The organism is Bacillus sp. Nf3 (genome assembly GCF_003028545.1).
GTDB lineage: Bacteria > Bacillota > Bacilli > Bacillales > Bacillaceae > Bacillus > Bacillus safensis.
In genome coordinates this window covers 574,857-597,895 of the sequence record NZ_PYUA01000003.1, presented here as the reverse complement: position 1 = coordinate 597,895, position 23,039 = coordinate 574,857, and the positions used below count along the sequence as shown (strand labels likewise).

Here is a 23,039-nt window from a genome sequence, read left to right as displayed (position 1 = left end):
TTTACACGATGTTATTTTTCTTAAGAATTTTCATTCTAGGTCTATTCTCTGTCACTTCACTTTCTCTTTTCGTTTACCAAGGAATTGAAGTAGTGCACGCCATTACAAGCATGTTTGGCAACCACGAGAGCTAATTCACCTGTATATAAAAAGAAACCCCCTGCCAATCGCAGGGGGTTTTCGTTTGCTTATTTATTATCATCTGGTGCACGTTCAGGTGTCAGAAGGACATGAGTCACTTCTCCCTGCTCTTCCTCATCTACAATAAATGACCCATTGCTATAGCGGTCATTCGCTCTTAAAGTAGAAATATCTAGTGGAATCGTTGTGCCTTTTTCGGTATCTATCTCAAGTGTATCGTGCAACGCTGCAGCGATCACAGCCACAATACGGTGCGGGTTTTTCTTTAACTCTCTCAGCATAAGAACTCCGCGTTTCGCTCTTGATGTTTTATCAAATTCAGAGAGGTTCATTCGCTTTACAGCCCCTCTTTGTGTCGTGAGCACAAGGACATCGTTCTTCGGATCAATGATCTGGCCAGAGACTACCTCGTCCCCTTCCTTCAAGTTGATACCTTTGACACCTGCCGCTCTCGGTCCAACAACACTTACTTCTTCTTCATCAAACCATAAACCGTAACCATTTTTCGTTGCAATAAACAATTCCTGCTGTCCTGATGTGACATGAACATCTACGAGTTCATCGTCACCTTTTAGATTCAAGGCGACAAGCGGTTTCGAATAACGCTGCGCTTTATATTGAAGAAGCTCTGTTTTCTTCACCATTCCACCTTTCGTAAAGAATAAAAGATATGACGTTTCATCAAATTCTTTTATTGGAATGGCTTTTTGGATTGATTCCTCGCGATCAATCGAAATGATATTCGTAATATGCTGCCCCATGTCTTTCCAGCGTATATCTGGCAGCTGGTGAACAGGACAATAAATGTAGCTTCCTTTATTCGTAAACAGCAGAAGAACATCCGTTGTATTCATTTCAAACTGATGAATCAAACGGTCAGTATCCTTCATACCAAAGTCCTTACCATTAGATGCAGCATAGGAGCGCTGGCTTGTTCGTTTGATGTAACCATCCTTCGTGACTGTCACGTAAACATCCTCAGATGCAATCATCACTTCAAGGTTAATCTTAATTTCTTCGATTTTTTCCTCAATGACGGATCTTCTCTCATCAGCATATGTCTTTTTGAGCTTTTTCAAGTTGTTTGTAATGACCTTCAGCAGCTTTTTCTCGTTCGCTAAAATGTCTTCAAGCTCTGCGATGCGCACATCAAGCTCTCTTGCTTCGTCTCTTAATTGCGTAATATCTGTATTCGTTAAACGATATAACTGGAGTGAAACAATCGCTTCTGATTGTGCTTCTGTAAAATCATATTTCGCCATCAAGTTGTTCTTGGCATCTCGCTTATCATTAGAGGAGCGGATTGTAGCAATGACTTCATCTAAGATGGAAAGTGCCTTAATTAAACCGTCGACAATATGGTGGCGTTCCTTCGCTTTTCGAAGCTCGTACGCTGAGCGGTTCGTCACCACTTCCTTTTGATGGGCAATATACGCATCTAGTACAGTTGTGAGCGTCATTAAGGTCGGTCTTCGATTATGTATCGCTACCATATTAAAGTTATACGGGATTTGTAGATCTGAGTTTTTATATAAGAAATTCAGCACACCATTTGCATCTGCTTCTTTTTTCAGCTCTACTACGATTCGAAGCCCAGTACGGTCTGTTTCATCTCGGACCTCTGAAATACCTTCTACTTTTCTTTCAATTCGGAACTCGTCCATCTTTTTGACAAGGTTGGCTTTATTCACTTCGTAAGGAATTTCTGTGATCACGATTTGCTGGCGTCCGCCGCGGATGGTTTCAATCTCCGCTTTGCCGCGAATCATGATCTTCCCTTTTCCTGTTTCATACGCCTTCTTAATACCGTCTACACCTTGAATGATACCGCCTGTTGGGAAATCTGGCCCTTTGATGACCGTCATTAAATCCTCAACCGTACAATGCGGCTGTTCGATTCGTTTAATAACGCCATCAATGACTTCTCCCAAGTGATGCGGCGGGATATCTGTCGCATAACCAGCTGAAATCCCAGTTGATCCATTCACGAGAAGGTTTGGGAACATTGCTGGTAATACAACTGGCTCTTTGCTTGTATCATCAAAGTTTGCAACAAATTCGACCGTTTCCTTGTCTAGGTCCTTTAAAAGCTCTGAAGCAATGGCAGACAGTCTTGCTTCCGTATAACGCATGGCAGCAGGCGGATCTCCATCAATACTCCCGTTATTCCCGTGCATCTCAATCAGTACATTTCGTACTTTCCACTCCTGACTCATCCTTACCATCGCTTCATAAACAGATGAGTCTCCGTGCGGGTGATAGTTACCTATCACATTACCGACTGTTTTCGCGGCTTTACGGAAGTTTTTATCCTGCGTATTTCCTTCTGCATACATCGCATATAAAATTCTTCGTTGTACAGGTTTTAGTCCATCACGTGCATCTGGAAGCGCACGGTCTTGGATAATATATTTACTATAGCGGCCAAAGCGGTCGCCGATTACTTCTTCTAATGGTAAATCATGAAATCGTTCTTGTTGTGCCATGTTTAAACCTCCTCAGCTAGCGACAAGTTTTCATTTTCAAGAATGTTGCTTTCCTCATCAAGTCCAAAGGCGACATTCTTTTCAATCCATTTACGGCGTGGTTCTACTTTGTCACCCATTAAAGTTGTGACGCGGCGTTCCACACGTGCAGCATCATCAATTTTGACCCTGACAAGTGTTCTCGATTCTGGATTCATTGTCGTTTCCCATAGCTGGTCGGCATTCATTTCACCTAACCCTTTGTAGCGCTGAATCGTGTACCCTTTTCCAACTTTCTTCAGTACGTCATCCATTTCTTCATCAGACCATGCGTACTCAATAATCTCTTTTTTCCCTGAGCCTTTGCTGACTTTATATAAAGGCGGAAGTGCAATAAACACTTTGCCATGCTCAATCAGCGGCTTCATATAGCGGTAGAAGAATGTTAAGAGAAGCACTTGAATATGCGCTCCATCCGTATCCGCATCTGTCATGATGACGATTTTGTCATAATTGATGTCTTCCACATTAAAATCGACACCGACGCCTCCACCAATTGCATGAATAATGGTGTTGATTTCTTCGTTTTTGAAAATATCAGCAAGCTTTGCTTTTTCAGTATTGATGACCTTTCCGCGCAGTGGCAGAACCGCTTGGAATTTACGGTCACGTCCCTGTTTTGCTGACCCGCCCGCTGAGTCACCCTCTACTAGATATAGTTCGTTTCTTGCTGGGTTTCTAGATTGGGCTGGTGTTAATTTTCCGCTCAGCGTTGCTTCAGATTTCTTACGTTTCTTGCCGCTCCTCGCTTCTTCACGGGCTTTTCTAGCAGCTTCTCTTGCCTGCTGCGCTTTAATCGCTTTTTTCACAAGAAGAGTGGCTGTTTCCCGGTTTTCTTCAAGGAAATACGCAAGTTTTTCAGAAATAACAGCATCAACAGCTGAACGAGCCTCACTTGTCCCAAGCTTTCCTTTTGTCTGCCCTTCAAATTGAAGCAGCTCTTCAGGAATTCTGACAGAAATAATAGCAGACAGTCCTTCGCGAATATCAGTACCTTCTAAATTTTTGTCTTTTTCTTTTAAAAGGGCCACTTTGCGTGCATATTCGTTAAAGGCTCTCGTCATGGCCGTTTTGGCACCAGACTCATGTGTTCCGCCATCTTTTGTTCTGACGTTATTGACGAAGGAAAGGATATTCTCCGAGTAGCCATCGTTAAATTGAAAAGCAAAATCTACTTCAATGGACTGATGCTCTCCTTCAAATGAGACGACTTCACTTAGAACATCTTTTTCTTCATTTAGATAAGCAACAAAAGCTTCAATGCCTGTCTCATAATAAAACGTTTCTTGTACATCATGCCGTTCATCGATCAGCTCTATTTTTAACCCTTTTAATAAAAAGGCAGATTCTCTTAAACGCTCTGATAATGTATCGAAATTATAGGTCGTAACACTGAACATGGTTGGGTCCGGCTTAAAATGAATTAGTGTTCCCGTTTTTTTCGATTTTCCGACTTTTTCAAGTGATGTGACAGGTTTACCGCCGTTTTCAAAGCGCTGATGATAAATAAATCCTTCCCGTTCAATCGTGACAGTAAGCCATTCTGACAGCGCGTTCACAACCGATGCCCCAACTCCGTGAAGTCCACCACTTGTTTTATATCCACCTTGACCAAATTTTCCGCCTGCGTGCAGGACCGTTAAAATGATCTCGGGTGTCGGTTTTCCAAGCTTATGCATACCAGTAGGCATTCCCCGCCCTTTATCTTGGACGGAAATGCTGTTATCTTTATGTATTTTGACAATGATATGATCTCCATGGCCAGCGAGCACTTCATCGACAGAGTTGTCTACAATCTCATAGACAAGGTGATGAAGACCGCGGGAATCCGTAGATCCAATATACATCCCTGGACGTTTACGGACCGCTTCAAGCCCCTCTAGCACCTGAATAGAATCATCGTTATAATCTACTTGCTGCTTTTTAACCAAATGCTTAATCCCCTTTCACTAACAAACATAACCGGCTAATCATCAAATGATCTCTCTAGATTTTAATGATGATCATGCTGCTCATTACTGTCCACTTTAATAAGCTGCATCATCACCATGCATGTGGGATTCACCAATACATGCTCTTTTGCACAGCTATGAGAATCATTCTACATTCTGCAATCAGAACTAGAAGTCCATTATAAACAAGACTGTTTCATAAGCCAAATGCAATCATATGATGGTTTTAGCAAAACAGAACAAATGTTCTTTTTTATCTTATCGTTCTTTTTCTCGATATGCAAGGCCGCCGATATGTCCCTGTCGCCTTATTTTATCGCTTTCTTCTAGAATCGCAAATATATTTCTGCAACAAAAAAGCAAAAATCCTTGAAAAACCAAGGATTTTTGACGAATTAATGAGTTTTTGTCATTGCATGAGCCACCTTGATACATAAATCCATGATGGCGACCTTGCCATTTTCCTCAATCAGCCTTTTCGCTTCATCGTGATATATGCCTTGCTGCGCCCAAAAAACAGGTGCATCTATTTCGAGAAACTCTTCTGCCACCTCTGGCAAAAACTCTGAACGTCTAAAGACATTGACGATATCAACAGGCTCTTTTATATCTTTTAAAGAAGCGACTGCTTTCACACCGAGTGCTTCATCGATTGTTGGATTCACTGGGATGATCTCATAACCGGCATCCTGCATCGCTTTAGACACCATATAAGACGTCCGGTGCGGTTGATCTGATAATCCAACAACAGCAATTCGTTTACTGCTCTTTAATATACGGCCAATTTCTTCTTTCGTAGGATTGTTCATCCAGACACTCCCTTTTCCTCTATTTTAGCGAATTTCTGCTTAAAAACAAAGCTGAATCCATCTGCTTTCGATTTTTTCAAAAAAAGTTCCCCATGTTTTTCACAAGATCATGTTAAAATGTAAGACAAGAGGGAGAATATAAAGGAGTTATGCAGATGTTAATTGCTTTGATGTTTATTTTGGCTTATCTTCTCGGCAGTATTCCATCCGGTCTCATTGTCGGGAAAGCTGCAAAGGGAATCGATATTCGTGAACATGGCAGCGGAAACCTAGGTGCAACGAATGCATTTCGTACACTTGGCGTAAAAGCAGGATCGATTGTGATTACTGCTGATATCCTAAAAGGGACGCTTGCTTCAGCTTTACCGTTTTTCATGCAGCTGGACATCCATCCCTTATTAGCAGGAGTTGCTGCTGTTATCGGTCACAGCTTTCCTGTCTTTGCAAAATTTAAAGGGGGAAAGGCAGTCGCTACATCAGGCGGTGTGCTGCTATTTTATGCCCCATTCCTATTTATCACGATGATCGCTGCTTTTTTCTTATTTTTATACATTAGTAAATATGTTTCACTATCATCTATGCTGACCGGTATCTATACATTCATTTACAGCATATTCACCAAAGACCTATTCTTAATCATTGTTGTTGCCGTTCTTGCTGGCTTTGTGATTTACAGACACATCGCCAACCTCAAACGAATTCTCAACAAAACTGAACCGAAAATCAAATGGCTCTAGCCGTTTCATCCATTTAGATATGTGGTAAAAGTAAAGAAAAGCTGTTTTTGCATCCTGCATTTTAAAAACAGCATGACTTCAAAAAGGGGCGATCACATTGAAATTAACAATAAAAGAAGATGCACTCAATTGGTACAAGGATGAATTAGATTTAGAAAAAGGTGATCAAGTTCGCTTTTTTGTGAGATATGGCGGGTGCAGTAATGTACAAAAAGGCTTTTCTCTCGGCGTCGCAAAAGATGAACCTCAAAATGCCGGCGCAACCGCTGAAATAGAAGGTATTACTTTCTTTATTGAGGAAAGTGATATTTGGTACTTTGACAACCATGATCTGCATATTGATTATAACGAGTCCGTGAAAGAACCAGAATTTCATTATGAATAAACAAAAAAGATACCTCATCCCTCGGGTATCTTTTTTGTTTTACACTTCAATATATAGCCCATACTCTTGAATGTTTCCTAAAGACCGTTCCTTTTGCAGAATTCTTTTTTGCGGCTCACCGATCAAGTCAAAGTGAGGAAACCCTTCGCGGTCATGAATCCATTCTTTTTTTAGTCCATGTCTTTCTCCCCACTCAACTAACCGCTTCATATCCTGACAGGCTGCTTTTGTGACGGTATTGGCATTTGGAAAACGGTCATCGAGCCAGTAGTGTGTTAAAAAAGCAACTTTTCCTTCCTGGACAGCTGTTTTCCAAGCGTTTAAATCGCTTCGTTTAATACCAAAAGCCATAAATTAAACCTGCTTCTTCGACTGTTCATATACTTTATGCCAAGCAGGAAAGGCTTTTCTAAATTGAATAGGTCTAAAGGTGTCTTTATCTACACAAATATGTGAGGTTGTCCCTGTAATCGCTGTTTGTCCATCAGGTTTTTGAATTTCATAGCCATACACCGTTTTGACACCATTATATTCTTCAATCCATGTATGAACGGTTGCTGTTTCACCATACAACAATGGTTTTTTATATTGAACCTGCAAGTCTATAACAGGTGCAAGAGCACCGTCTGCTTCTAGCTGCGCATAGGAAAAACCTAATTCTTTAATCAATGCTGTTCTGCCGACTTCCATCCAGATTAAATAATTGGCATGATATACGATGCCCATTTGATCTGTTTCTGCATAACGGACTTCTATTTCTTTTTTGGATACATACACGTTTTCATCGCTCTCCTATCAAAACCTAAGGTCTGTCTCTGCCATTTTACCACATTCCAAATGGTTCTTCTAAAAAGAGGCAATAAAATAAACCAGGAATCCCTGGTTTATTCAGTATAGCCATTCTTTCTTGCTGCTTCTTCGTCTTTGATCTCAGAACGCATCGCGTCAATACTCATTTTGCGGTTTTCGTTTTTTTGTTTGATCATTTGCTTTTCTGTCTCTGTCGAAACGGACATCGCTGCTTCAGATTCATCGATATTGTCAAGTGTGTTCTCGATCATATCTTGCAGCTTTTCAACATTATCAGATCGATCATCTGGATTGGATTGATATGACTCGTTATTCATGATGATTCCCCTCCTTACTCGCCCTTTGTCTGTATCACATCTGGCTGTTCATTTGATTTATTATGCATCTTTTTACCTTTATTCCGTTTGTATGCTACAGGTTTTGTCCCTAAATGGTCTGGTGTAAACTGCGCTTGTTTATCATGCTCTCTACCCATTATTCATCCCTCCCTCTTCTTTAGGATGAACGAAAACGGATAATTCATGACTTATTTTTGTCTAAATCGTTCTTCCAACTTTTCTTCGAGCTGGTTTAAAAATTCCTCATTGCTTAATAATTCTTTTTTATTTTCAAGCACAAGCTCTTCAAATGTGCGTCGTTTTCTTCTTCTCATTCCACTCACCTCCATATATGTATGATTACATTTTCGCCAAAACATTTGGAAAATAAGCAAAAAGAGCTGAATCATTATAGATCCAGCTCTTTTTCAATTTCTTTTTTTGTCAGCATTTGATGCTTCACAGACATGATACGTCCTTTTTCATCTAATATGTAGGTCGTTGGGTATGAAAGAACCTGATATCTTGCTTGAATGCCTTTTTGGTCCAATAAAACAGGAAAGCTCAGCTTTAATTCTTTTGTGAATTCTGCCACATGATCCACACTCTTTTCAGTGGTCGTCAAATTCACCGCTAGTACTTCAACTTGGTCATTTTCGCTCCTAATTGCGTCTAGATCCGGCATTTCTGTCCTGCACGGCTTACACCATGTCGCCCAGAAATTGACGAGCACCTTTTTCCCTCGGTAATCAGATAACGAGGCAATTTTGCCGTCAAGGGTTTTTAGTTCGAAATCAGGGGCTTGATCCCCTTTTTCAAGACCGATTGCGGGCTCTTTTGGCCCAAATAAATTCCACGCAAGTAAACCAATCAACACAAGTAAAACAGCGCTTGCCATTCCTTTTTTCCACATGATTGATCCTCCACTATTTTAAAAAAGAAGAGAAAGCTGTTGAATCGCCTTCTCTTCTTTGCTGTATTAGTTGCTTGCCAATTTTTCGCGAAGTACCATTTGAAGGATACCGCCATGACGATAGTAGTCAATTTCAACTTCACTGTCAAAGCGAACGACCACTTCAAATGTTTTCTCGTTGCCATCTGTGTCAATTGCTTTCACAGTGACGAGATCACGCGGACGAACTGTTTCGTCAACATGAACTTCAAATGTTTCTGTTCCTGTTAGACCATGAGTTTCTGCACTTTCTCCGTCTTTAAACTGCAAAGGAAGTACGCCCATGAAGACAAGGTTACTTCTGTGGATACGCTCAAAGCTTTCAGCTAGAACAAATTTAATTCCAAGAAGGTTTGTTCCTTTTGCAGCCCAGTCACGTGAAGAACCCATTCCGTAATCTTTACCTGCTAAGATCGCAAGACCTGTTCCATCTTCTTTATAGCGCATGCATGCATCATAAATGGATGTCACTTCACCAGTTGGCCAGTAAGTTGTATAGCCGCCTTCTGTTCCTGGTGCAATTTGGTTCTTAATACGGATGTTTGCAAAAGTACCTCTCATCATGACATGGTGGTTACCACGGCGAGATCCATATGAGTTAAAGTCTCTAGGCGACACGCCTCTTTCTTGCAAGTATTTGCCCGCCGGTGTGTCCTTACCAATCGCTCCAGCAGGAGAAATATGGTCAGTTGTAACAGAATCACCGAACTTCGCAACTACGCGCAAGCCTTTAAGTGGTTCAACTTTACCAGGTTCAACTGATAAGTTTTCAAAGAATGGCGGGTTATCAATGTATGTGGAATTTTCATCCCATTTGTACAATGCATCATCCGTCGTTTTAATTTCATTCCAGCGGTCATTGTTGTCAAAAACAGTTTCATACTCTGAACGGAATAGCTCAGGTGTGACAGTGCTTTTAACGACGCTGTTGATTTCGTCCATTGATGGCCAAATGTCATTGAAATAAACGTTTTCGCCATTTTTATCGACACCGATAGGATCTTTTGTTAAATCAATATTCACCGTACCTGCAAGTGCATAAGCCACAACTAATGGTGGAGATGCAAGGTAGTTCCCTTTCACAAGTGGATGGATACGACCTTCAAAGTTACGGTTACCTGATAAAACAGAAGTGATCAGCAGATCATTTTCAGAGACAGCATCTTCAATTTCTTTCTCAAGCGGTCCTGAGTTTCCGATACAAGTTGTACAGCCATACCCTACAATGTTAAATCCGAGGTCTCTTAAATATGGAAGAAGTCCTGAATTCACAAGGTATCCTGTTACAACTTTAGAACCCGGCGCTAGTGACGTTTTCACGTAGTTTGGCACTTTCATACCAAGCTCACTTGCTTTCTTCGCGACAAGACCTGCTCCGATTAACACGTATGGGTTCGATGTATTCGTACAGCTCGTAATGGCTGCAATCGCAATCGCACCTGTCTTCATCACAGCTTTTTCACCGTTTGCAAGATCAAATTCGATTTGTTTATCAAGCTCTGATTTATCTAAGCCAAACCCTTGGTTACCAGCTGGGCTTTCGATGTGTTTATGGAACGTCTCTTTCATTTGAGAAAGTGGAATCAAATCTTGTGGACGTTTAGGACCAGATAAGTTTGACTCAATTTTAGAAAGATCAATTTCCACAACATCAGTAAAAATTGGTTCTTCTGCATCTGGCGTATAGAATAAGCCATTTGCACGAGAATATTCTTCAACGATATTAATTTGCTCTTCATCACGTCCAGTAAGGCGAAGGTAAGCAAGCGCTTCTTCATCTACTGGGAAGAATCCACAAGTAGCACCGTATTCTGGCGCCATGTTCGCAATTGTTGCACGATCTGCTAATGGCAATTGAGCAACACCCGGTCCGAAGAACTCAACGAACTTGTTTACTACGCCTTTTTCACGAAGGACTTGTGTGACTTTTAATGCAAGGTCAGTTGCAGTCGTTCCGTTTGGAAGCTCTCCAACTAATTTAGCACCAATAACTTCTGGTACTGGGAAGTATGAAGGCTGACCAAGCATACCAGCTTCCGCTTCGATACCGCCAACGCCCCATCCAAGTACACCGATACCGTTAATCATCGTTGTATGAGAGTCAGTTCCAACTAATGTATCTGGGTAAGTGATGATCTCGCCATCTTCTTCAATTGCATGAACAACACTTGCAAGATACTCTAAGTTCACTTGGTGAACAATTCCTGTTGCAGGCGGAACAGCTTGGTAGTTGTTAAACGCTTTCTTTGCCCAGCTAAGGAAGTTATAACGCTCTGCGTTACGTTCGAATTCTAAATCCATGTTAATGTTTAATGCATCTTCAGTTCCAGCTTTATCAACTTGTACTGAGTGGTCAATAACAAGGTCAACTGGAATTTCAGGGTTAATTTTATCCGGATCCCCACCTACATCTGCCATTGCTTTTCTTAAAGAAGCAAGGTCAACGACGGCTGGTACACCCGTGAAGTCTTGTAAAATAACACGAGAAGGTTTAAATGGAACATCAATTTCTTTTACCTCGGCAGTTCCCCATTTTGCCAAGTTTTCAACGTGTTCCTTCTTGATCACTCTACCGTCTACTTGGCGAAGCACTGATTCTAAAAGTACCTTAATGGAATAAGGCAGCTTAGAAACATTTCCGATTCCTTGTTTCTCTAGTGCTTCTAACGAATAATAGTGATACGTTTTCCCATTTGTCGAAAACGTTTTTCTAGATTGAAAAGCGTCTTGTTTAGCGACTTGCTGCTGTTTCGACATGTCCAAAATCCCCCTTTTGATGATCAAGATCAATTTCAATTCTCAGAAAAATCGTCGTATTTCACCACAATTTTCTCACAATTTCATCTTAAAACAAATTCATACATAAGTAAATAACAATGCTTTTATTAAATTCAATAAGTTTAACTTATCATTAGGAAATGATTACTCTTCATAAACGAAGCGCAGCGGGTTCATACTACAAATGAGGTGAAAGAACATGACAAAACGTAAAGCAAATCATGTCATTGACGGCATGAACGCAGCCAAAAGCCAAGGTAATGGCGCAGGCTATACGGAAGATGATCAACTCGTTTTAACAGAAGAACAAAGACAAAACAATAAAAAACGCAAAAAGAATCAATAAGAAGGAGCCAAACATCATGACGAATAAAAACACAGGGAAAGACATCCGTCAAAACTCTCCTAAGGAGCATCAAAGCGGTCAGCCTGAGCCGTTATCAGGCAGTAAAAAAGTGAAAAACCGCAACCATACGAGACAAAAGCACAATTCTCATCATGATATGTAATCATTCCCCTCTCATCCCGTGACCACACGGGATGTTTTAGGTCTTTCACACATTTCTATTTTCATCATATGATTTATTATGAGATGTGATGGAGGAGTGTTTATGGAGAATGAAAAGCAATCGAATTCCTCTGATTTCCTTGAAATAGATGATTGGCTCAATGTTTTAATGGATGATCCATTTGCCTGGTATGATGAACACCTCCCAATTGATCTCTATGAAACAAGCCGTGATTATATTATCGAAATCGATGTCTCCACCTTATCGATCACTGATGTAAAGCTGACCTTCGCTGGACATGAGCTGACATTGACTTACACAGTACAAAAGCCAAACGGTGAAGGCGAACAGCCAGTTGAAAAAAGCGTGATGCTCCCTTTTTATTTAAACGACAAAGACATTGCAACAGATTATGAAAACCAAATCATATCGATAAAAATTAAAAAATGTTCCGACCATCCAAGCGGTGCATTTTCCTTTCAAATCCCGCACTTCAAACATTAAGAGCCCACCTTCATATAGGTGGGCTCTCTTCCCGTTCGTTTCAAGTCAATACCTTTTGCGAACCACCATGGCCAAATAGTAGAGTCGCTATATGATAATGTATTCTTTTTCTACTAATCGGTTTGGGTCATTCTAGTAAATGGGTGGCTATCAATGAAAAAAGGCGTTTATAGAGATAATAGACATACATTTTTGTTATTTTCTTCTATCCTCTCTTCATGTAATATAAAATAGAGAGATAAGGGGTATAAGGAGTGAGAACATGTTAAGCGGCTGGTTTTTGTGGTTCATTTTATTTTGGGGTACAGTGATGATCGGATTACTCGCAATCGGTGGCTTTTTTATGTTTCGCAAATTTTTAAAACGATTGCCAAAGGAAGATGGGAAATCAGAGCTTGATTGGCAGGATGAATATATTCAAAAGAGCCTTCACCTATGGCGGGATGAGGACAAACAGCTGTTAAATGAACTCGTATTACCTGTTCCAGAGCTGTTTAGAGATGTTGCTAAAGAAAAAATAGCGGGTAAAATTGGTGAGCTGGCATTAAAAGAACAGGCTGCCAGCATTAATTTAGACTTAATCATTCGCGGCTACATTATGGCTACACCAAAGCGGGATCATAAATTTTTATTGAAGCGCCTTCAAGAAAAAAACATCGATCACTCGCCATATGAATCGTTATTAAAATAACCTCCTTTTTTAAAAAGGAGGTTTAATTCATTTGAATCTGCTGCGGATCTAATTGTTTAGACAGCTTTCTAAACGACAAATACATAGCAACTCGCCAAGGCACGATCATGCCAAAGGCAAGAATCCAAAACATTCCGCTTAATGAACCATAATCAATAGAAGAACTTAGGATGGTCTTCATTCCGATACGAAGGACAAGAAGTCCAATGAGAATAAACACAAATGCTTTTGACCGCTTTAAGTAAATGTCATTGCCTCTAATTTCAAACTTCGATGTTTTAATTAAAAATATAGAGAAAAACATCCCCACTGTGATCGCTTCTAGAAATTCAGCTCCAGTTACCCGAAACATTGGAACAAAAAACATCAGTGCGCCAGTGCTCATGAAAATAGGAGGTAAAATAATTTTTTTCGCAGTTGCAGGTTTTGCAGATGACTTAATGCGAATAAACATGACGGCCACCGCCATACATATCGCTATTATAGAAGAGATCAAGATCATCATATCAAATCATTCCTTTATTCTTTAAGGTCAGCCTATGTATAATATACTCCAATTGACGAAAAAAAACCAATCGCCGCGACTGTAGAAAACGATTTCAAAAGCCTGTAAAGCCGCCAAACAATGATGAGAACATGATGATAATCCATGTGAGAAGATCAAAGAACAGCAAAATCCCTACCACGATCATAATGATCCCGCCGATTCGCATGATAAGCTGCTGACGCTTTCTGATCCATCCCATTTTCGTAATGAAAAAGGAGAGAATAAAAAACGGGACGGCAAATCCCAATATATACGCAATCATATACATGACCGCCGACTCAGGATTGTTACTTGCCAGTGTGATGACAGCGGATAAAATAGGTCCAGTACAAGGTGTCCATCCAGCGGCAAAGCCCATTCCGATGAGAATGGATCCAAAAAAACCAGCAGGACGATTTTTGAACTGTATTCTCTTTTCGCCCATGAGGAAAGAGGGCTTAAATACGCCAAGAGTCATAAAACCAAAGAAAATAATGAGGATGGCTCCAATTTGACGAATCGCTTGATGATAATCATTAAAAAACTTCCCGACAAACGATGTCCCAAAGCCTATCGCAATAAATATAATAGAGAACCCAACTAAAAAGAATAATGTGTGAAGCAAACTTCTTCTTCTCAGCATCACCTTCTCAGATTTCACTTCATCTATACTAACGCCCGTAATATACGATAAAAACGCTGGATAAAGCGGCAGACAGCAAGGTGAAATAAAAGAAAGAAATCCTGCTCCAAATGCTAAAAAGTAATTCAAATCTGTCAAAAGAACACCCCCTTCTTACAATATACAATAAGAGATGACAAAATCATTTCATTTTTTTTACATCACCTCAATAAAGATGGTCTATTCTCTTAAAACCTTATATAATTTAATTTGACATCAAGATAATGAATCCTTTAAATTTGAAAATAAACCTTAAAATGGATATAATAGAATCGATTCTTTTTATCAAGATTTGCATGAAAGGAACATGACTTTGGTAAAAACATCATTATTAACTCAAATCGAAGAAAAAAGAGAAGAGCTGATGAAAGTTGTCTTGCACAATGGGATGACATCAACAGTGACCATTGAGCATAGCCAGCAGCTAGATCATCTCCTCTTACAATATCAACGACACTTACACTCAAACTCAGCCAACTAATTATACTTCATGATATCAAACATGCCGCACCATTGTAGAACAGTTGATATGTGTGACCATAAAAGAAACGAAAACCTCTGACATAGGGGTTTTTTGTTTTTTACATGCTATTTGACGCCATAATAAAAACCACCTTCCCTGCTTCATTCATGCAAGTACAGTGGTTTTAAGCGTCTGATGAAGGTGAATTGAATAAAGAAAGGACAACGCTTGTCCATTCTTTATAACCATGTTCCATCTATGATCATAATATCGTACGTATTATTTCGCTTGGTTGTTCATGGCTTTCATCATTTGATTGATTTTCTTCTGGGACGGTTTCATGCCCATTTGCATCATCATCATTCGAAGCATTTGTTCATTAATCGGTGGATTCTTTTTCAAATAGCTCATCATATACTTACGAGCAATAAAGAATCCGAGTGCAACTCCTGCAAGCAGTGCAACAACGCCTACAAGGATGACAACCCATAAATCCATAATTCTTCCTCCTTCATGTTGTCTCGTATAAAGTGTACTAAACAAAAGGCTATTATACAACATTTCACGTTCAATTTTATTTTTTTAAACAAAATTCCTCACTTTTACTGGATTAAGCCACCCGTGCTTCTTTGAACTAAAGTCCATCGCAAGAAAACAAGGGCTGATTTTTCTCAGCACTTCAAAAAACACCGCTTCTGCCTCATAACTACCAGTCGCAGACATTTGGATATACCGGTCTTTAATAATAAATGCTGCGGTTCCTTTTCCATCTGGTAAAGAAGCGCTGTAAATCGAGCCTATTTGTGTATAGTGAATGTTCGTTAAGTTATTCATGAGACGCTGGTGCATATGAAAAGCAGGGATTCGTTTCGTCACATAATCCACTTGCTTCACAAGCATAACTAACTCATCGTCGGTGCGATTCGTCCAGTGTAACGACTCAAACAAATGAAACAAAATAGATTCCCTGCCAAAATAGTGATGTGCAAATTCATCCTCAATCCAATAAATATAATAATGGCGTTCCATGTCTATCCCTTCCTTTCACATTTCGTCAATCTCGTTTATTGCTTGTATTATACAAAAATGTGAAAGAAAGAATTGTCTATATATGAAGCAAGAAGAAACTAGTTTTGTCAAAAAAACAAGAAAAAAGAAAAAAGTTTGCAGAGCGGATGAAAATGCTCTGCAAACAGATAGCAAAAAAGCATGATGCTTGGAGTTCGTTTATTTATTCAGCTTCGCTTTCACACGGCTGACTACATTGCTGACAGTAAATCCGTATTTCTCGATAATGGTTTCACCTGGTGCAGAAGCGCCAAATTTATCAATTGCAATCACGTCACCGTCAAGGCCAGTGTAACGCTCCCAGCCAAGTGACGCACCCATTTCAATCGCAATACGTGCACGTACTGCTTTAGGAAGAACGGATTCTTTGTATTCGTCTGACTGCTGATCGAAGCGATCCCATGCAGGAAGGCTGACAACAGATGCGCGGATACCCTCTTTTTCAAGTGCCTTTTGCGCTTCAATGGCTAAACCAACCTCAGATCCTGAAGCGAGTAGAAGTGCTTCTGGCTGTGCATCAGCTGCTTCAACCACAACGTATCCACCCTTTTCTACTCCCTCATATGCCTTCTCTGGTGCCTGGTCAATCGTTGGAAGGTTTTGACGAGTAAGAACTAGTGCAGTCGGTTTATCCGTTGAAGATACAGCTAGTTTCCACGCTGCAGCTGTTTCATTTCCATCTGCTGGGCGAATAACGGAAAGGTTAGGCATCGCACGCAGTGAAGCAAGCTGTTCAACCGGTTCATGTGTTGGACCATCTTCACCAACAGCGATACTATCATGAGTAAAGACGTATGTGACTGGAAGTCCCATTAAGGCAGCAAGACGAATCGCTGGTCTTAAGTAATCTGAGAAAACAAAGAACGTTCCGCCGAATACACGAAGACCGCCGTGAAGTGCCATACCGTTGAGCGCCGCACCCATTGCAAATTCTCTCACACCGAACCAAATGTTTTTACCGGCATAATTATTTTTACCGAAATCATCCGTGTTTTTAATCGTTGTTTTGTTTGATCCAGCAAGGTCAGCAGACCCGCCAATAAAGAAAGGTACTTGCTTTGCAATACCATTTAACACTTCGCCTGAAGAAGCGCGGGAGGCAAGGCTTGAACCTGCTTCATAAACAGGAACCTCTTGGTCCCAATTTTCAGGAAGCTTTCCTTCAATCGCAAGCTTCAGCTGTGCTGCCAGCTCTGGATATTCTTTTTCGTATTGCGCAAACAGCTCATTCCAAGCTGCTTCTTTTTTCTGACCAGCGTCTTTGACAGCTTCTTTGAAATGATCGTACACTTCAGAAGGTACATGGAAATCTTCTTCAAACGTCCAAGAGTAAGCATCCTTCGTCAGCTTAGCTTCCTCGCTGCCAAGAGGTGCACCATGCACACCAGACGTTCCCGCACGGTTTGGCGAACCGAAACCGATTGTTGTTTTCACTTCGATTAAAGTAGGTCTGTCTGTGCTTTGTTTCGCCTTTTCAATAGCAGCTGTTACTTCTTCGATGTTGTTGCCGTCTTTCACGTAAAGAACTTCCCAGTTCATCGCTTCAAAACGATTCTTCACATTTTCAGAGAATGAACGATCTAAGTCGCCATCTAAAGAAATGTCATTTGAATCGTAAAGAACGATTAAACGGCCTAAGCCTAAATGACCAGCAAGTGAAGCAGCTTCAGAGGAAATCCCCTCCATTAAGTCTCCATCTCCGCAAATGCTGTATGTATAGTGATCTACAACATGAAAGTTGTCTTTGTTATACGTTTCCGCAAGATGTCTTTCTGCAAGTGCCATCCCTACTGCCATAGCAATTCCCTGGCCTAAAGGACCTGTTGTGGCATCTACGCCTTCTGTGTGTCCAAATTCAGGATGTCCAGGTGTTTTGCTTCCCCATTGGCGGAATTGTTTTAGATCATCGATGCTCAGATTGTATCCGCTTAAATGAAGCATGCTGTATAGAAGCATAGAACCATGTCCCGCAGATAAAACAAAGCGGTCTCTGTTAAACCAATTTGGATTTTGCGGACTTACGTTTAAGTGATTCGTCCATAAAGCGTACGCCATTGGTGCAGCACCCATCGGCATTCCTGGGTGACCGGAATTCGCTTTTTCAATTGCGTCTATGGAGAGAGTACGTATTGTTGCAATAGATTTCAATTCAATCGTTTCCATATAAATCCCCTTCCGTATCTTGTGTACACCATTATCATAAATCTACTGTCCTTTTTTCACAACTATTTCACGCTGAAAAAGAAGGATTTTGTCACATTTAGTTTATCGATCACCTAAAAAGTTATGCAAATATGAAAAAAGACGAGAATAATCTTCCCATCTTTTCAAAATTCAAGAAATCACAGCCTTAATGAAGGTTCTGATCTTTTTCTCTTTTTAATTTTTCTGGTGTGACATCGTTTCCTTCAGGATCAACAATCTTGACAGTTTTAAGTGTATTTTTCATAGAAGAACGAAAAGCTTTCAAATACTCTTCTCTCAACTGCTTTTGTTCTGTTTTTTCAGCGTCTGATAAACCGGTCTCTTTCGACTTTTTTGAAAGCTCATTTATTCTTGCAAGCTGTTCTTTAGAAATCATGACAAACTCCTTTAAAGCATTTTCTCTACATACTACTAAATATCAATCATTTTGACAACAAATCACGCTTTAGGTGGTAAGACCTTTTTCATATTCTTGATACCTTCTATGAACCGTTGCTTTTGAAATGTCAAAACCTAACGCCTGAAGAGTTGCGGCAATTTCGGCGAATGTCATATTGTTTTTTCTTAATCGAACAATTTCTGAAATCGGCACTTCAATACGCTCACGGCCAGGTGCATGGTCCTGCTGCCTTAAATTCAGTTCAGGCTGATATCCGCGCTCAACTGCCCTTTTCATTCCCCGCTTGATTTTCAGGTTATGAATTTTCCGTTGATACTCTTCGACGACTCCTACAATCTCAATGACCATTTCATCTGCTTCTGAAAGCTCAAGCTCTCCTCTATGAAACACGCTGTATACCTTTACGCTCTCTTTAAATAGACAATGAAGGAGCGCAATTTTTGCTTGTCCTCTTCCAAGACGTGTTTCATCCTGGATCAGAACGGCATCGATTGACTCTTCCTTCAGTGCAGCAAGCATTTCAAACACACCATCACGATCTAAATCATATCCACTTGCTTTTTCTTTGATGACTTTGACCACATTCATCTTGTGCATGGCAGCTAACGCCAGCAGTTCTTCTTCTTGTCTTTTCAGCGAGGTTTCCTGCTCCTCTTTGACAGTGCTTACTCTCGCATAAATGATTGCGTTCATGTCTCAAATCGACCTTTCTATTGTACTGTTGCAAGCTGATATACGACTGGATGCTCTTTTTTGACGGGTATGACAAGAATGTCGCCAGGCTGGATTTCAGTTGAAGCAAGATCATTGTGTTCAGTAACCCAGTCAATAAATGCATTTTTGTCGATTGATTTGCTGTCGTTTACTTGATCAGCTAACCCCCAAAGAGTATCACCTGATTGAACCTCTATTTTAACATACTGATTTGAATCATTATGGCTTGTGACTGCAATAAGTGAGAGAAATATGCCAACGATGAATGAGAATACCCCAATAAAAATAATAGATTCTTTTAACCTCATAATGTCATCTCTCCTAATAGAATATGTGTTCGCTCTTTCTGTCACTCATTATAAATACGAACAAACGTTTCTGTCAAACGTTTTTTTCGAACCTATGTTTGTACTGTTAGGAAAAACATGCTATAATTTCTTTAAAATTGACGTTTTGAGGTGCAAAAGATGACGAAGCTATCAAAAAGACAACTCGATATCCTGAAATTCATCAAAGATGAAGTAAAAAGCAAGGGCTATCCCCCATCCGTCCGTGAAATTGGAGAAGCTGTCGGTCTAGCATCCAGTTCAACGGTCCATGGACATTTAGCTAGACTAGAAACAAAGGGCTTAATTAGAAGAGACCCGACAAAACCTAGAGCGATCGAAGTACTAGATGAAGAGGAAATGAATATTCCAAAGAGTGCTGTAATGAACGTTCCAGTCATCGGAAAAGTAACGGCCGGTCTTCCTATCACCGCTGTTGAAAATGTAGAAGAATACTTCCCTCTTCCAGAGACTTTTGCAGCACCAGATGAACAAGTGTTTATGCTTGAAATTATGGGAGAAAGTATGATTGATGCAGGTATTTTGGACAAGGACTATGTCATTGTGCGTCAGCAAAGCACAGCTAACAATGGAGATATTGTGGTCGCCATGACAGAGGAAGATGAAGCGACAGTGAAACGCTTTTATAAAGAAGATACACACTTTAGATTACAGCCAGAGAACCCATCAATGGAACCGATTATTTTACAGAATGTGAGTATACTAGGTAAAGTGATTGGCGTATTTCGAAATATTCATTAAAAAAGCCGGTATTTCATCAGCTGCTGATGAGAACCGGCTTTTTCTTATGCACAAGAATAGGCAAGAATACTTGAACTTGGGAAGGAACCAAATGTAAAGTTCGGCCATATAAAGCCAGTGGTTCGGCCAAATGGCTGTGAGGAAAGGATATACATTAAAAATACTTGACCGTTTCTCAAAAACACAATTGTCCATCTTCTATTACATCCCGCTGCAAATTGTACAGTTTGATGGCCTCCGCCAACACCGTGCCCAGATATAAGCGACTGCATACTCTGTGGCTGCGAGAGTGCTTGCTGATACTGCGAAATGATATGCTGCGGCGGTGCCGGCGGGGCTGAGTGTCCGCCTGAACCTTGCCCTGGCCAAGTACCTCCTCCTCCAGTCGGAAATCCAGGAAACCCTCCACCTGAAGGAATACCAACAGATGGAAACCCCTGCATCTGCCTATCATATGAGTACCCATTCCACACACCTTCATACGGATGATACATATTAAACACCACTTTCTTTAGACATTCATCACGACAGTATATGTCATAAATAAAAAAAGTGTGTTAAACGTCTAAATAGAAATTTTTCCAAAAGACGTTTCGTTCTTCTTTAGAACGGTTAAATAATCATTAAGAAGAAAAAAAAAAATGAAAACTTTTTGTCTCCCTCAAACGTTATATTATTAGAAACAAAAGAAATAAAAAACATTTAGATTTAACACTTGTAATATCACTGTAATTATTGTAACATTTGTAACATAAGAAGTTTTCATTGAGAAAAGGAGGCAATTGCCTTGAAAAAATTATTTGTTTTATTAACTGCTATTATGCTTATGATCTCATTACAAACAACAACATTGGCCGCTTCCAAGAAATCAGCCGCTTTGACAAATAAAGAAGCGTTACATATTGCCCTTGATGCAAGAGAACATTTTTGGAGTGCAATGTCAGGCTACAAAATTAAAGAACATTCTAATTACAAATTAAAATCATTTACCTATAAAGATATGACATACAACTATCTTTCTAAAACATTTGATACAAAGAAAAAATTAAACAGCTACCTATCTCAAGTGTTCACTCAAGATGCCATCAAACATGGTTTAAAAGATTATCAGTTTATTGTTCATAAAGGCAAAATGGCTGTTCCAGTCGGTGACGGAGACAACATGCTCAATTGGGAAAAAGCCACACCTAAACTTGTTTCTAAAAAACAAACAGTCCGCACATATGAATTTACTGTCCCAACACTTGATGGACGCAAAGTAAAACGAACTGTTACGTACGAAAAAGTACAAAAAGATTGGAAAGTCACACAAATTGACGCTGTCATCTAAATAAAAAACCAGGCCGATGAGAGGCCTGGTTTTTATATTGGAGAAAATTCAGTCATGCGGTCCAGCGCGTGAGCAAGTGATGATGCCGTGCGAAATTCATTAAATGGAAGCCCGAGCTGTACTGCTGTTTGAGCAATTTCTGGTCTAATTCCTGAAATGGTCGTCTCTACTCCAATTAATCGAAGTGACGTGACAAGATCAAAGATTTGATGAGCCACCATTGTATCAATAATGACAACACCAGATAGATCAATACATAAATGCTGAACCCCTTTTTGCGAGCACTGTTTTAGCGTATTTTCTAAAATAATCTTTGCTCTCGCTGTGTCAATATCACCTACTAAAGGCAACAACGCAATCTGGCTTTTTAAAACAATCACTGGTGAACTCAATTCATAAATCATATCTCTTTGAGCCACAAGCTTCTTCGTTGTATTTTTCACATATTGCTGGATAAACACATGGATTGATATATTAAACGCTTCGGAAATTAAATCATACCAATAAAAAATGCGATCAATATCAATGTCACCTTGACGCTGTTTAATAAATTCTTTTAAGTAATGCAGAACGACTCTTTGATTGGACATGTATTCTCTTACGACATAATCTAATGGTGTATTTAAATGCTTCGGATCACTGGCTAAATCCTCAGACCATTTTTTAAATTCAGTATGTAAATATGTCTTGTCTTCAATAATAGCTCGTATAAAGTGCTGGTAATAATCTTGATTCTGCCGTTTTAGCTCTGCAATGATGCTGGAATCTGTTGAACGATATATCGATTCTGGATCATCGTCCTCAATTGATTCATACCATGTTTCAGTCAGCTTCTCTGCATGCTGCATAAAAAAATCGTATAATGCACGGTTCTTATCCATAAGCAAATGTCCCTTCACATTTTCTTCTTGTCAGTCTTTGTACCTTATAGATTGATTGTACCACTGAATCTTTTTTTCCTGCCAGCTCGGATACGCTCTGATCATATACAAAAAAGCACCCGATTGAGGGGTGCCTTTTCCTCAGATTTATTTCACAATGAATAATATTCTTTTCCCATCAGGAAATCCGCTGATTTGGTGCCCGACCCATGAGCCTGCTCCCCTATTATCAGATGGACTGACATATTGAACGCTTGCGCCTTTTCCTCCCTCAAGACAAACCGCCATCGGCCATTCATCCCGGTCAAAGCCAGGTTTTGTCGGAATCCCTTTTAATGATTCTTGCCTGCGGGCATCTGCTCCATTCCTGTCAATGGTACACACATCTGAATGCCCTTTTCGAATGGCTTCTTGAATATGACTGCCTGTTTCAGGGTACCTTTCCTTTGGAAATTGAACGACATGATCATATCGATCAGCCCCTTTTGCTGCTTGCTTCTCTCCAAATCCACCTGACAACATGCCCATCCATATCACAAAACATAAGGCGACAGCAGCGATCCAGAATCTTT

31 protein-coding genes are annotated in these 23,039 nt (G+C 40.1%); 10 read left to right on the top strand and 21 right to left on the bottom strand.

Going from position 1 to position 23,039, the window contains the following annotated elements; all coding sequences use genetic code 11:
• Positions 1–8: 8 nt before the first annotated feature.
• A complete protein-coding gene (locus C9414_RS20535) occupies positions 9–134 on the top strand; it encodes a hypothetical protein (RefSeq protein ID WP_254966705.1) in 126 nt (41 codons plus the stop codon).
• 54 nt (positions 135–188) lie between these two features.
• On the opposite strand, the gene parC is transcribed toward C9414_RS20535, so the two are convergent.
• The 3 genes from parC to C9414_RS12510 all read right to left on the bottom strand — a co-directional run bounded on the left by parC (position 189) and on the right by C9414_RS12510 (position 5,427).
• Positions 189–2,627, bottom strand: a complete 2,439-nt coding sequence (parC, locus tag C9414_RS12520) for a DNA topoisomerase IV subunit A (protein WP_107163741.1) — start codon at positions 2,625–2,627, stop codon at positions 189–191.
• Positions 2,628–2,629: 2 nt separating this feature from the next.
• Entirely contained in the window at positions 2,630–4,597 is a 1,968-nt protein-coding gene (gene parE, locus C9414_RS12515) for a DNA topoisomerase IV subunit B (protein WP_047203115.1), read from the bottom strand.
• A gap of 416 nt (positions 4,598–5,013) precedes the next feature.
• On the bottom strand, positions 5,014–5,427 hold the full coding sequence (locus tag C9414_RS12510; protein WP_047203114.1) for a CoA-binding protein: 414 nt from the start codon (positions 5,425–5,427) through the stop codon (positions 5,014–5,016).
• Between the two features lie 155 nt (positions 5,428–5,582).
• Between C9414_RS12510 and plsY the strand changes: the two genes are divergently transcribed.
• Together plsY and C9414_RS12500 are read left to right on the top strand one after the other, a co-directional pair.
• Positions 5,583–6,164, top strand: coding sequence for a glycerol-3-phosphate 1-O-acyltransferase PlsY (gene plsY / locus C9414_RS12505; RefSeq protein WP_024425146.1), 582 nt, complete (start codon positions 5,583–5,585; stop codon positions 6,162–6,164).
• Positions 6,165–6,261: 97 nt separating this feature from the next.
• Complete coding sequence (locus tag C9414_RS12500) at positions 6,262–6,549, top strand: HesB/YadR/YfhF family protein (protein ID WP_024425145.1); 288 nt, start codon at positions 6,262–6,264, stop codon at positions 6,547–6,549.
• Between the two features lie 39 nt (positions 6,550–6,588).
• On the opposite strand, the gene C9414_RS12495 is transcribed toward C9414_RS12500, so the two are convergent.
• From C9414_RS12495 to acnA, 7 genes are all read right to left on the bottom strand, one after another.
• Complete coding sequence (locus C9414_RS12495) at positions 6,589–6,900, bottom strand: hypothetical protein (RefSeq protein WP_039178934.1); 312 nt, start codon at positions 6,898–6,900, stop codon at positions 6,589–6,591.
• Positions 6,901–6,903: 3 nt separating this feature from the next.
• Positions 6,904–7,326 carry an acyl-CoA thioesterase gene (locus tag C9414_RS12490; RefSeq protein ID WP_024425143.1) on the bottom strand — a complete coding sequence of 141 codons (423 nt, stop codon included), beginning with the start codon at positions 7,324–7,326 and terminating at the stop codon, positions 6,904–6,906.
• A gap of 107 nt (positions 7,327–7,433) precedes the next feature.
• The gene (gene tlp / locus C9414_RS12485) at positions 7,434–7,676 is read right to left on the bottom strand and encodes a small acid-soluble spore protein Tlp (protein ID WP_024427090.1); all 243 of its coding nucleotides are present in this window, start codon (positions 7,674–7,676) and stop codon (positions 7,434–7,436) included.
• Between the two features lie 14 nt (positions 7,677–7,690).
• Positions 7,691–7,834, bottom strand: coding sequence for an acid-soluble spore protein N (locus tag C9414_RS12480; RefSeq protein WP_008357830.1), 144 nt, complete (start codon positions 7,832–7,834; stop codon positions 7,691–7,693).
• A 51-nt stretch (positions 7,835–7,885) separates the two neighbouring features.
• The gene (locus C9414_RS12475) at positions 7,886–8,011 is read right to left on the bottom strand and encodes an FbpB family small basic protein (protein ID WP_003211002.1); all 126 of its coding nucleotides are present in this window, start codon (positions 8,009–8,011) and stop codon (positions 7,886–7,888) included.
• Positions 8,012–8,085: 74 nt separating this feature from the next.
• A complete protein-coding gene (locus C9414_RS12470) occupies positions 8,086–8,589 on the bottom strand; it encodes a TlpA family protein disulfide reductase (protein WP_107163740.1) in 504 nt (167 codons plus the stop codon).
• A 66-nt stretch (positions 8,590–8,655) separates the two neighbouring features.
• On the bottom strand, positions 8,656–11,385 hold the full coding sequence (gene acnA, locus C9414_RS12465; RefSeq protein ID WP_039178925.1) for an aconitate hydratase AcnA: 2,730 nt from the start codon (positions 11,383–11,385) through the stop codon (positions 8,656–8,658).
• 220 nt (positions 11,386–11,605) lie between these two features.
• Here acnA and sspO point away from each other — a divergent pair, with 220 nt between their 5' ends.
• The 4 genes from sspO (at position 11,606) to C9414_RS12445 (ending at position 13,110) form a co-directional block, all read left to right on the top strand.
• Entirely contained in the window at positions 11,606–11,752 is a 147-nt protein-coding gene (sspO, locus tag C9414_RS12460; RefSeq protein WP_039178922.1) for a small acid-soluble spore protein O, read from the top strand.
• A gap of 16 nt (positions 11,753–11,768) precedes the next feature.
• A complete protein-coding gene (locus C9414_RS12455) occupies positions 11,769–11,915 on the top strand; it encodes a small acid-soluble spore protein P (RefSeq protein WP_012010105.1) in 147 nt (48 codons plus the stop codon).
• Positions 11,916–12,017: 102 nt separating this feature from the next.
• Positions 12,018–12,419: an Hsp20/alpha crystallin family protein gene (locus C9414_RS12450; protein WP_107163739.1), complete on the top strand. Its 402-nt coding sequence runs from the start codon at positions 12,018–12,020 to the stop codon at positions 12,417–12,419.
• Between the two features lie 262 nt (positions 12,420–12,681).
• Entirely contained in the window at positions 12,682–13,110 is a 429-nt protein-coding gene (locus C9414_RS12445) for a DUF2621 domain-containing protein (protein ID WP_024427086.1), read from the top strand.
• Positions 13,111–13,132: 22 nt separating this feature from the next.
• On the opposite strand, the gene C9414_RS12440 is transcribed toward C9414_RS12445, so the two are convergent.
• Complete coding sequence (locus C9414_RS12440; protein WP_047203110.1) at positions 13,133–13,615, bottom strand: CcdC family protein; 483 nt, start codon at positions 13,613–13,615, stop codon at positions 13,133–13,135.
• Between the two features lie 94 nt (positions 13,616–13,709).
• A complete protein-coding gene (locus C9414_RS12435; protein ID WP_047203109.1) occupies positions 13,710–14,417 on the bottom strand; it encodes a cytochrome c biogenesis CcdA family protein in 708 nt (235 codons plus the stop codon).
• A 208-nt stretch (positions 14,418–14,625) separates the two neighbouring features.
• On the opposite strand from C9414_RS12435, the gene C9414_RS12430 reads away from it, so the two are divergent.
• Complete coding sequence (locus C9414_RS12430) at positions 14,626–14,799, top strand: aspartyl-phosphate phosphatase Spo0E family protein (RefSeq protein WP_369810454.1); 174 nt, start codon at positions 14,626–14,628, stop codon at positions 14,797–14,799.
• Positions 14,800–15,060: 261 nt separating this feature from the next.
• Here C9414_RS12430 and C9414_RS12425 read toward each other — a convergent pair whose 3' ends face one another.
• The 6 genes from C9414_RS12425 to yneA form a co-directional block, all read right to left on the bottom strand.
• Positions 15,061–15,279, bottom strand: a complete 219-nt coding sequence (locus C9414_RS12425; protein ID WP_003212379.1) for a YneF family protein — start codon at positions 15,277–15,279, stop codon at positions 15,061–15,063.
• Between the two features lie 84 nt (positions 15,280–15,363).
• Positions 15,364–15,810 (bottom strand): sporulation inhibitor of replication protein SirA, encoded by a 447-nt coding sequence (gene sirA, locus C9414_RS12420; protein WP_024425134.1) that lies wholly within the window; start codon positions 15,808–15,810, stop codon positions 15,364–15,366.
• A 198-nt stretch (positions 15,811–16,008) separates the two neighbouring features.
• Entirely contained in the window at positions 16,009–18,012 is a 2,004-nt protein-coding gene (gene tkt / locus C9414_RS12415; protein ID WP_107163738.1) for a transketolase, read from the bottom strand.
• A gap of 187 nt (positions 18,013–18,199) precedes the next feature.
• Entirely contained in the window at positions 18,200–18,430 is a 231-nt protein-coding gene (locus C9414_RS12410) for a DUF896 domain-containing protein (RefSeq protein ID WP_024425132.1), read from the bottom strand.
• A 69-nt stretch (positions 18,431–18,499) separates the two neighbouring features.
• A complete protein-coding gene (locus tag C9414_RS12405) occupies positions 18,500–19,147 on the bottom strand; it encodes a YneB family resolvase-like protein (RefSeq protein ID WP_047203108.1) in 648 nt (215 codons plus the stop codon).
• 17 nt (positions 19,148–19,164) lie between these two features.
• Positions 19,165–19,476, bottom strand: a complete 312-nt coding sequence (gene yneA, locus C9414_RS12400; protein WP_024425130.1) for a cell division suppressor protein YneA — start codon at positions 19,474–19,476, stop codon at positions 19,165–19,167.
• Between the two features lie 159 nt (positions 19,477–19,635).
• On the opposite strand from yneA, the gene lexA reads away from it, so the two are divergent.
• Positions 19,636–20,256 carry a transcriptional repressor LexA gene (lexA, locus tag C9414_RS12395; RefSeq protein ID WP_024425129.1) on the top strand — a complete coding sequence of 207 codons (621 nt, stop codon included), beginning with the start codon at positions 19,636–19,638 and terminating at the stop codon, positions 20,254–20,256.
• Between the two features lie 44 nt (positions 20,257–20,300).
• Here the strand turns inward: lexA and C9414_RS12390 are convergent, their stop codons facing one another.
• Positions 20,301–20,750 (bottom strand): hypothetical protein, encoded by a 450-nt coding sequence (locus C9414_RS12390; RefSeq protein WP_107163737.1) that lies wholly within the window; start codon positions 20,748–20,750, stop codon positions 20,301–20,303.
• A gap of 293 nt (positions 20,751–21,043) precedes the next feature.
• Here C9414_RS12390 and C9414_RS12385 point away from each other — a divergent pair, with 293 nt between their 5' ends.
• On the top strand, positions 21,044–21,586 hold the full coding sequence (locus C9414_RS12385) for an IseA DL-endopeptidase inhibitor family protein (RefSeq protein WP_039178902.1): 543 nt from the start codon (positions 21,044–21,046) through the stop codon (positions 21,584–21,586).
• Between the two features lie 32 nt (positions 21,587–21,618).
• Here C9414_RS12385 and C9414_RS12380 read toward each other — a convergent pair whose 3' ends face one another.
• Both C9414_RS12380 and C9414_RS12375 read right to left on the bottom strand, forming a co-directional pair.
• On the bottom strand, positions 21,619–22,467 hold the full coding sequence (locus C9414_RS12380) for an STAS domain-containing protein (RefSeq protein ID WP_039178899.1): 849 nt from the start codon (positions 22,465–22,467) through the stop codon (positions 21,619–21,621).
• A gap of 147 nt (positions 22,468–22,614) precedes the next feature.
• Positions 22,615–22,995, bottom strand: coding sequence for a NucA/NucB deoxyribonuclease domain-containing protein (locus tag C9414_RS12375; protein ID WP_235436039.1), 381 nt, complete (start codon positions 22,993–22,995; stop codon positions 22,615–22,617).
• Positions 22,996–23,039 lie beyond the last annotated feature (44 nt).

Excerpts from the sequence above, each read along its gene's own strand:
- C9414_RS20535 (WP_254966705.1), top strand. The coding sequence starts at position 9 with ATGTTATTTTTCTTAAGAATTTTCATTCTAGGTCTATTCTCTGTCACT.
- parC (WP_107163741.1), bottom strand. The coding sequence starts at position 2,627 with ATGGCACAACAAGAACGATTTCATGATTTACCATTAGAAGAAGTAATC.
- C9414_RS12510 (WP_047203114.1), bottom strand. The coding sequence starts at position 5,427 with ATGAACAATCCTACGAAAGAAGAAATTGGCCGTATATTAAAGAGCAGT.
- plsY (WP_024425146.1), top strand. The coding sequence starts at position 5,583 with ATGTTAATTGCTTTGATGTTTATTTTGGCTTATCTTCTCGGCAGTATT.
- C9414_RS12495 (WP_039178934.1), bottom strand. The coding sequence starts at position 6,900 with ATGGCTTTTGGTATTAAACGAAGCGATTTAAACGCTTGGAAAACAGCT.
- tlp (WP_024427090.1), bottom strand. The coding sequence starts at position 7,676 with ATGAATAACGAGTCATATCAATCCAATCCAGATGATCGATCTGATAAT.
- C9414_RS12480 (WP_008357830.1), bottom strand. The coding sequence starts at position 7,834 with ATGGGTAGAGAGCATGATAAACAAGCGCAGTTTACACCAGACCATTTA.
- C9414_RS12475 (WP_003211002.1), bottom strand. The coding sequence starts at position 8,011 with ATGAGAAGAAGAAAACGACGCACATTTGAAGAGCTTGTGCTTGAAAAT.
- C9414_RS12470 (WP_107163740.1), bottom strand. The coding sequence starts at position 8,589 with ATGTGGAAAAAAGGAATGGCAAGCGCTGTTTTACTTGTGTTGATTGGT.
- acnA (WP_039178925.1), bottom strand. The coding sequence starts at position 11,385 with ATGTCGAAACAGCAGCAAGTCGCTAAACAAGACGCTTTTCAATCTAGA.
- sspO (WP_039178922.1), top strand. The coding sequence starts at position 11,606 with ATGACAAAACGTAAAGCAAATCATGTCATTGACGGCATGAACGCAGCC.
- C9414_RS12455 (WP_012010105.1), top strand. The coding sequence starts at position 11,769 with ATGACGAATAAAAACACAGGGAAAGACATCCGTCAAAACTCTCCTAAG.
- C9414_RS12450 (WP_107163739.1), top strand. The coding sequence starts at position 12,018 with ATGGAGAATGAAAAGCAATCGAATTCCTCTGATTTCCTTGAAATAGAT.
- C9414_RS12445 (WP_024427086.1), top strand. The coding sequence starts at position 12,682 with ATGTTAAGCGGCTGGTTTTTGTGGTTCATTTTATTTTGGGGTACAGTG.
- C9414_RS12440 (WP_047203110.1), bottom strand. The coding sequence starts at position 13,615 with ATGATGATCTTGATCTCTTCTATAATAGCGATATGTATGGCGGTGGCC.
- C9414_RS12430 (WP_369810454.1), top strand. The coding sequence starts at position 14,626 with ATGACTTTGGTAAAAACATCATTATTAACTCAAATCGAAGAAAAAAGA.
- C9414_RS12425 (WP_003212379.1), bottom strand. The coding sequence starts at position 15,279 with ATGGATTTATGGGTTGTCATCCTTGTAGGCGTTGTTGCACTGCTTGCA.
- sirA (WP_024425134.1), bottom strand. The coding sequence starts at position 15,810 with ATGGAACGCCATTATTATATTTATTGGATTGAGGATGAATTTGCACAT.
- tkt (WP_107163738.1), bottom strand. The coding sequence starts at position 18,012 with ATGGAAACGATTGAATTGAAATCTATTGCAACAATACGTACTCTCTCC.
- C9414_RS12410 (WP_024425132.1), bottom strand. The coding sequence starts at position 18,430 with ATGATTTCTAAAGAACAGCTTGCAAGAATAAATGAGCTTTCAAAAAAG.
- C9414_RS12405 (WP_047203108.1), bottom strand. The coding sequence starts at position 19,147 with ATGAACGCAATCATTTATGCGAGAGTAAGCACTGTCAAAGAGGAGCAG.
- yneA (WP_024425130.1), bottom strand. The coding sequence starts at position 19,476 with ATGAGGTTAAAAGAATCTATTATTTTTATTGGGGTATTCTCATTCATC.
- lexA (WP_024425129.1), top strand. The coding sequence starts at position 19,636 with ATGACGAAGCTATCAAAAAGACAACTCGATATCCTGAAATTCATCAAA.
- C9414_RS12390 (WP_107163737.1), bottom strand. The coding sequence starts at position 20,750 with ATGTATCATCCGTATGAAGGTGTGTGGAATGGGTACTCATATGATAGG.
- C9414_RS12380 (WP_039178899.1), bottom strand. The coding sequence starts at position 22,467 with ATGGATAAGAACCGTGCATTATACGATTTTTTTATGCAGCATGCAGAG.
- C9414_RS12375 (WP_235436039.1), bottom strand. The coding sequence starts at position 22,995 with ATGGGCATGTTGTCAGGTGGATTTGGAGAGAAGCAAGCAGCAAAAGGG.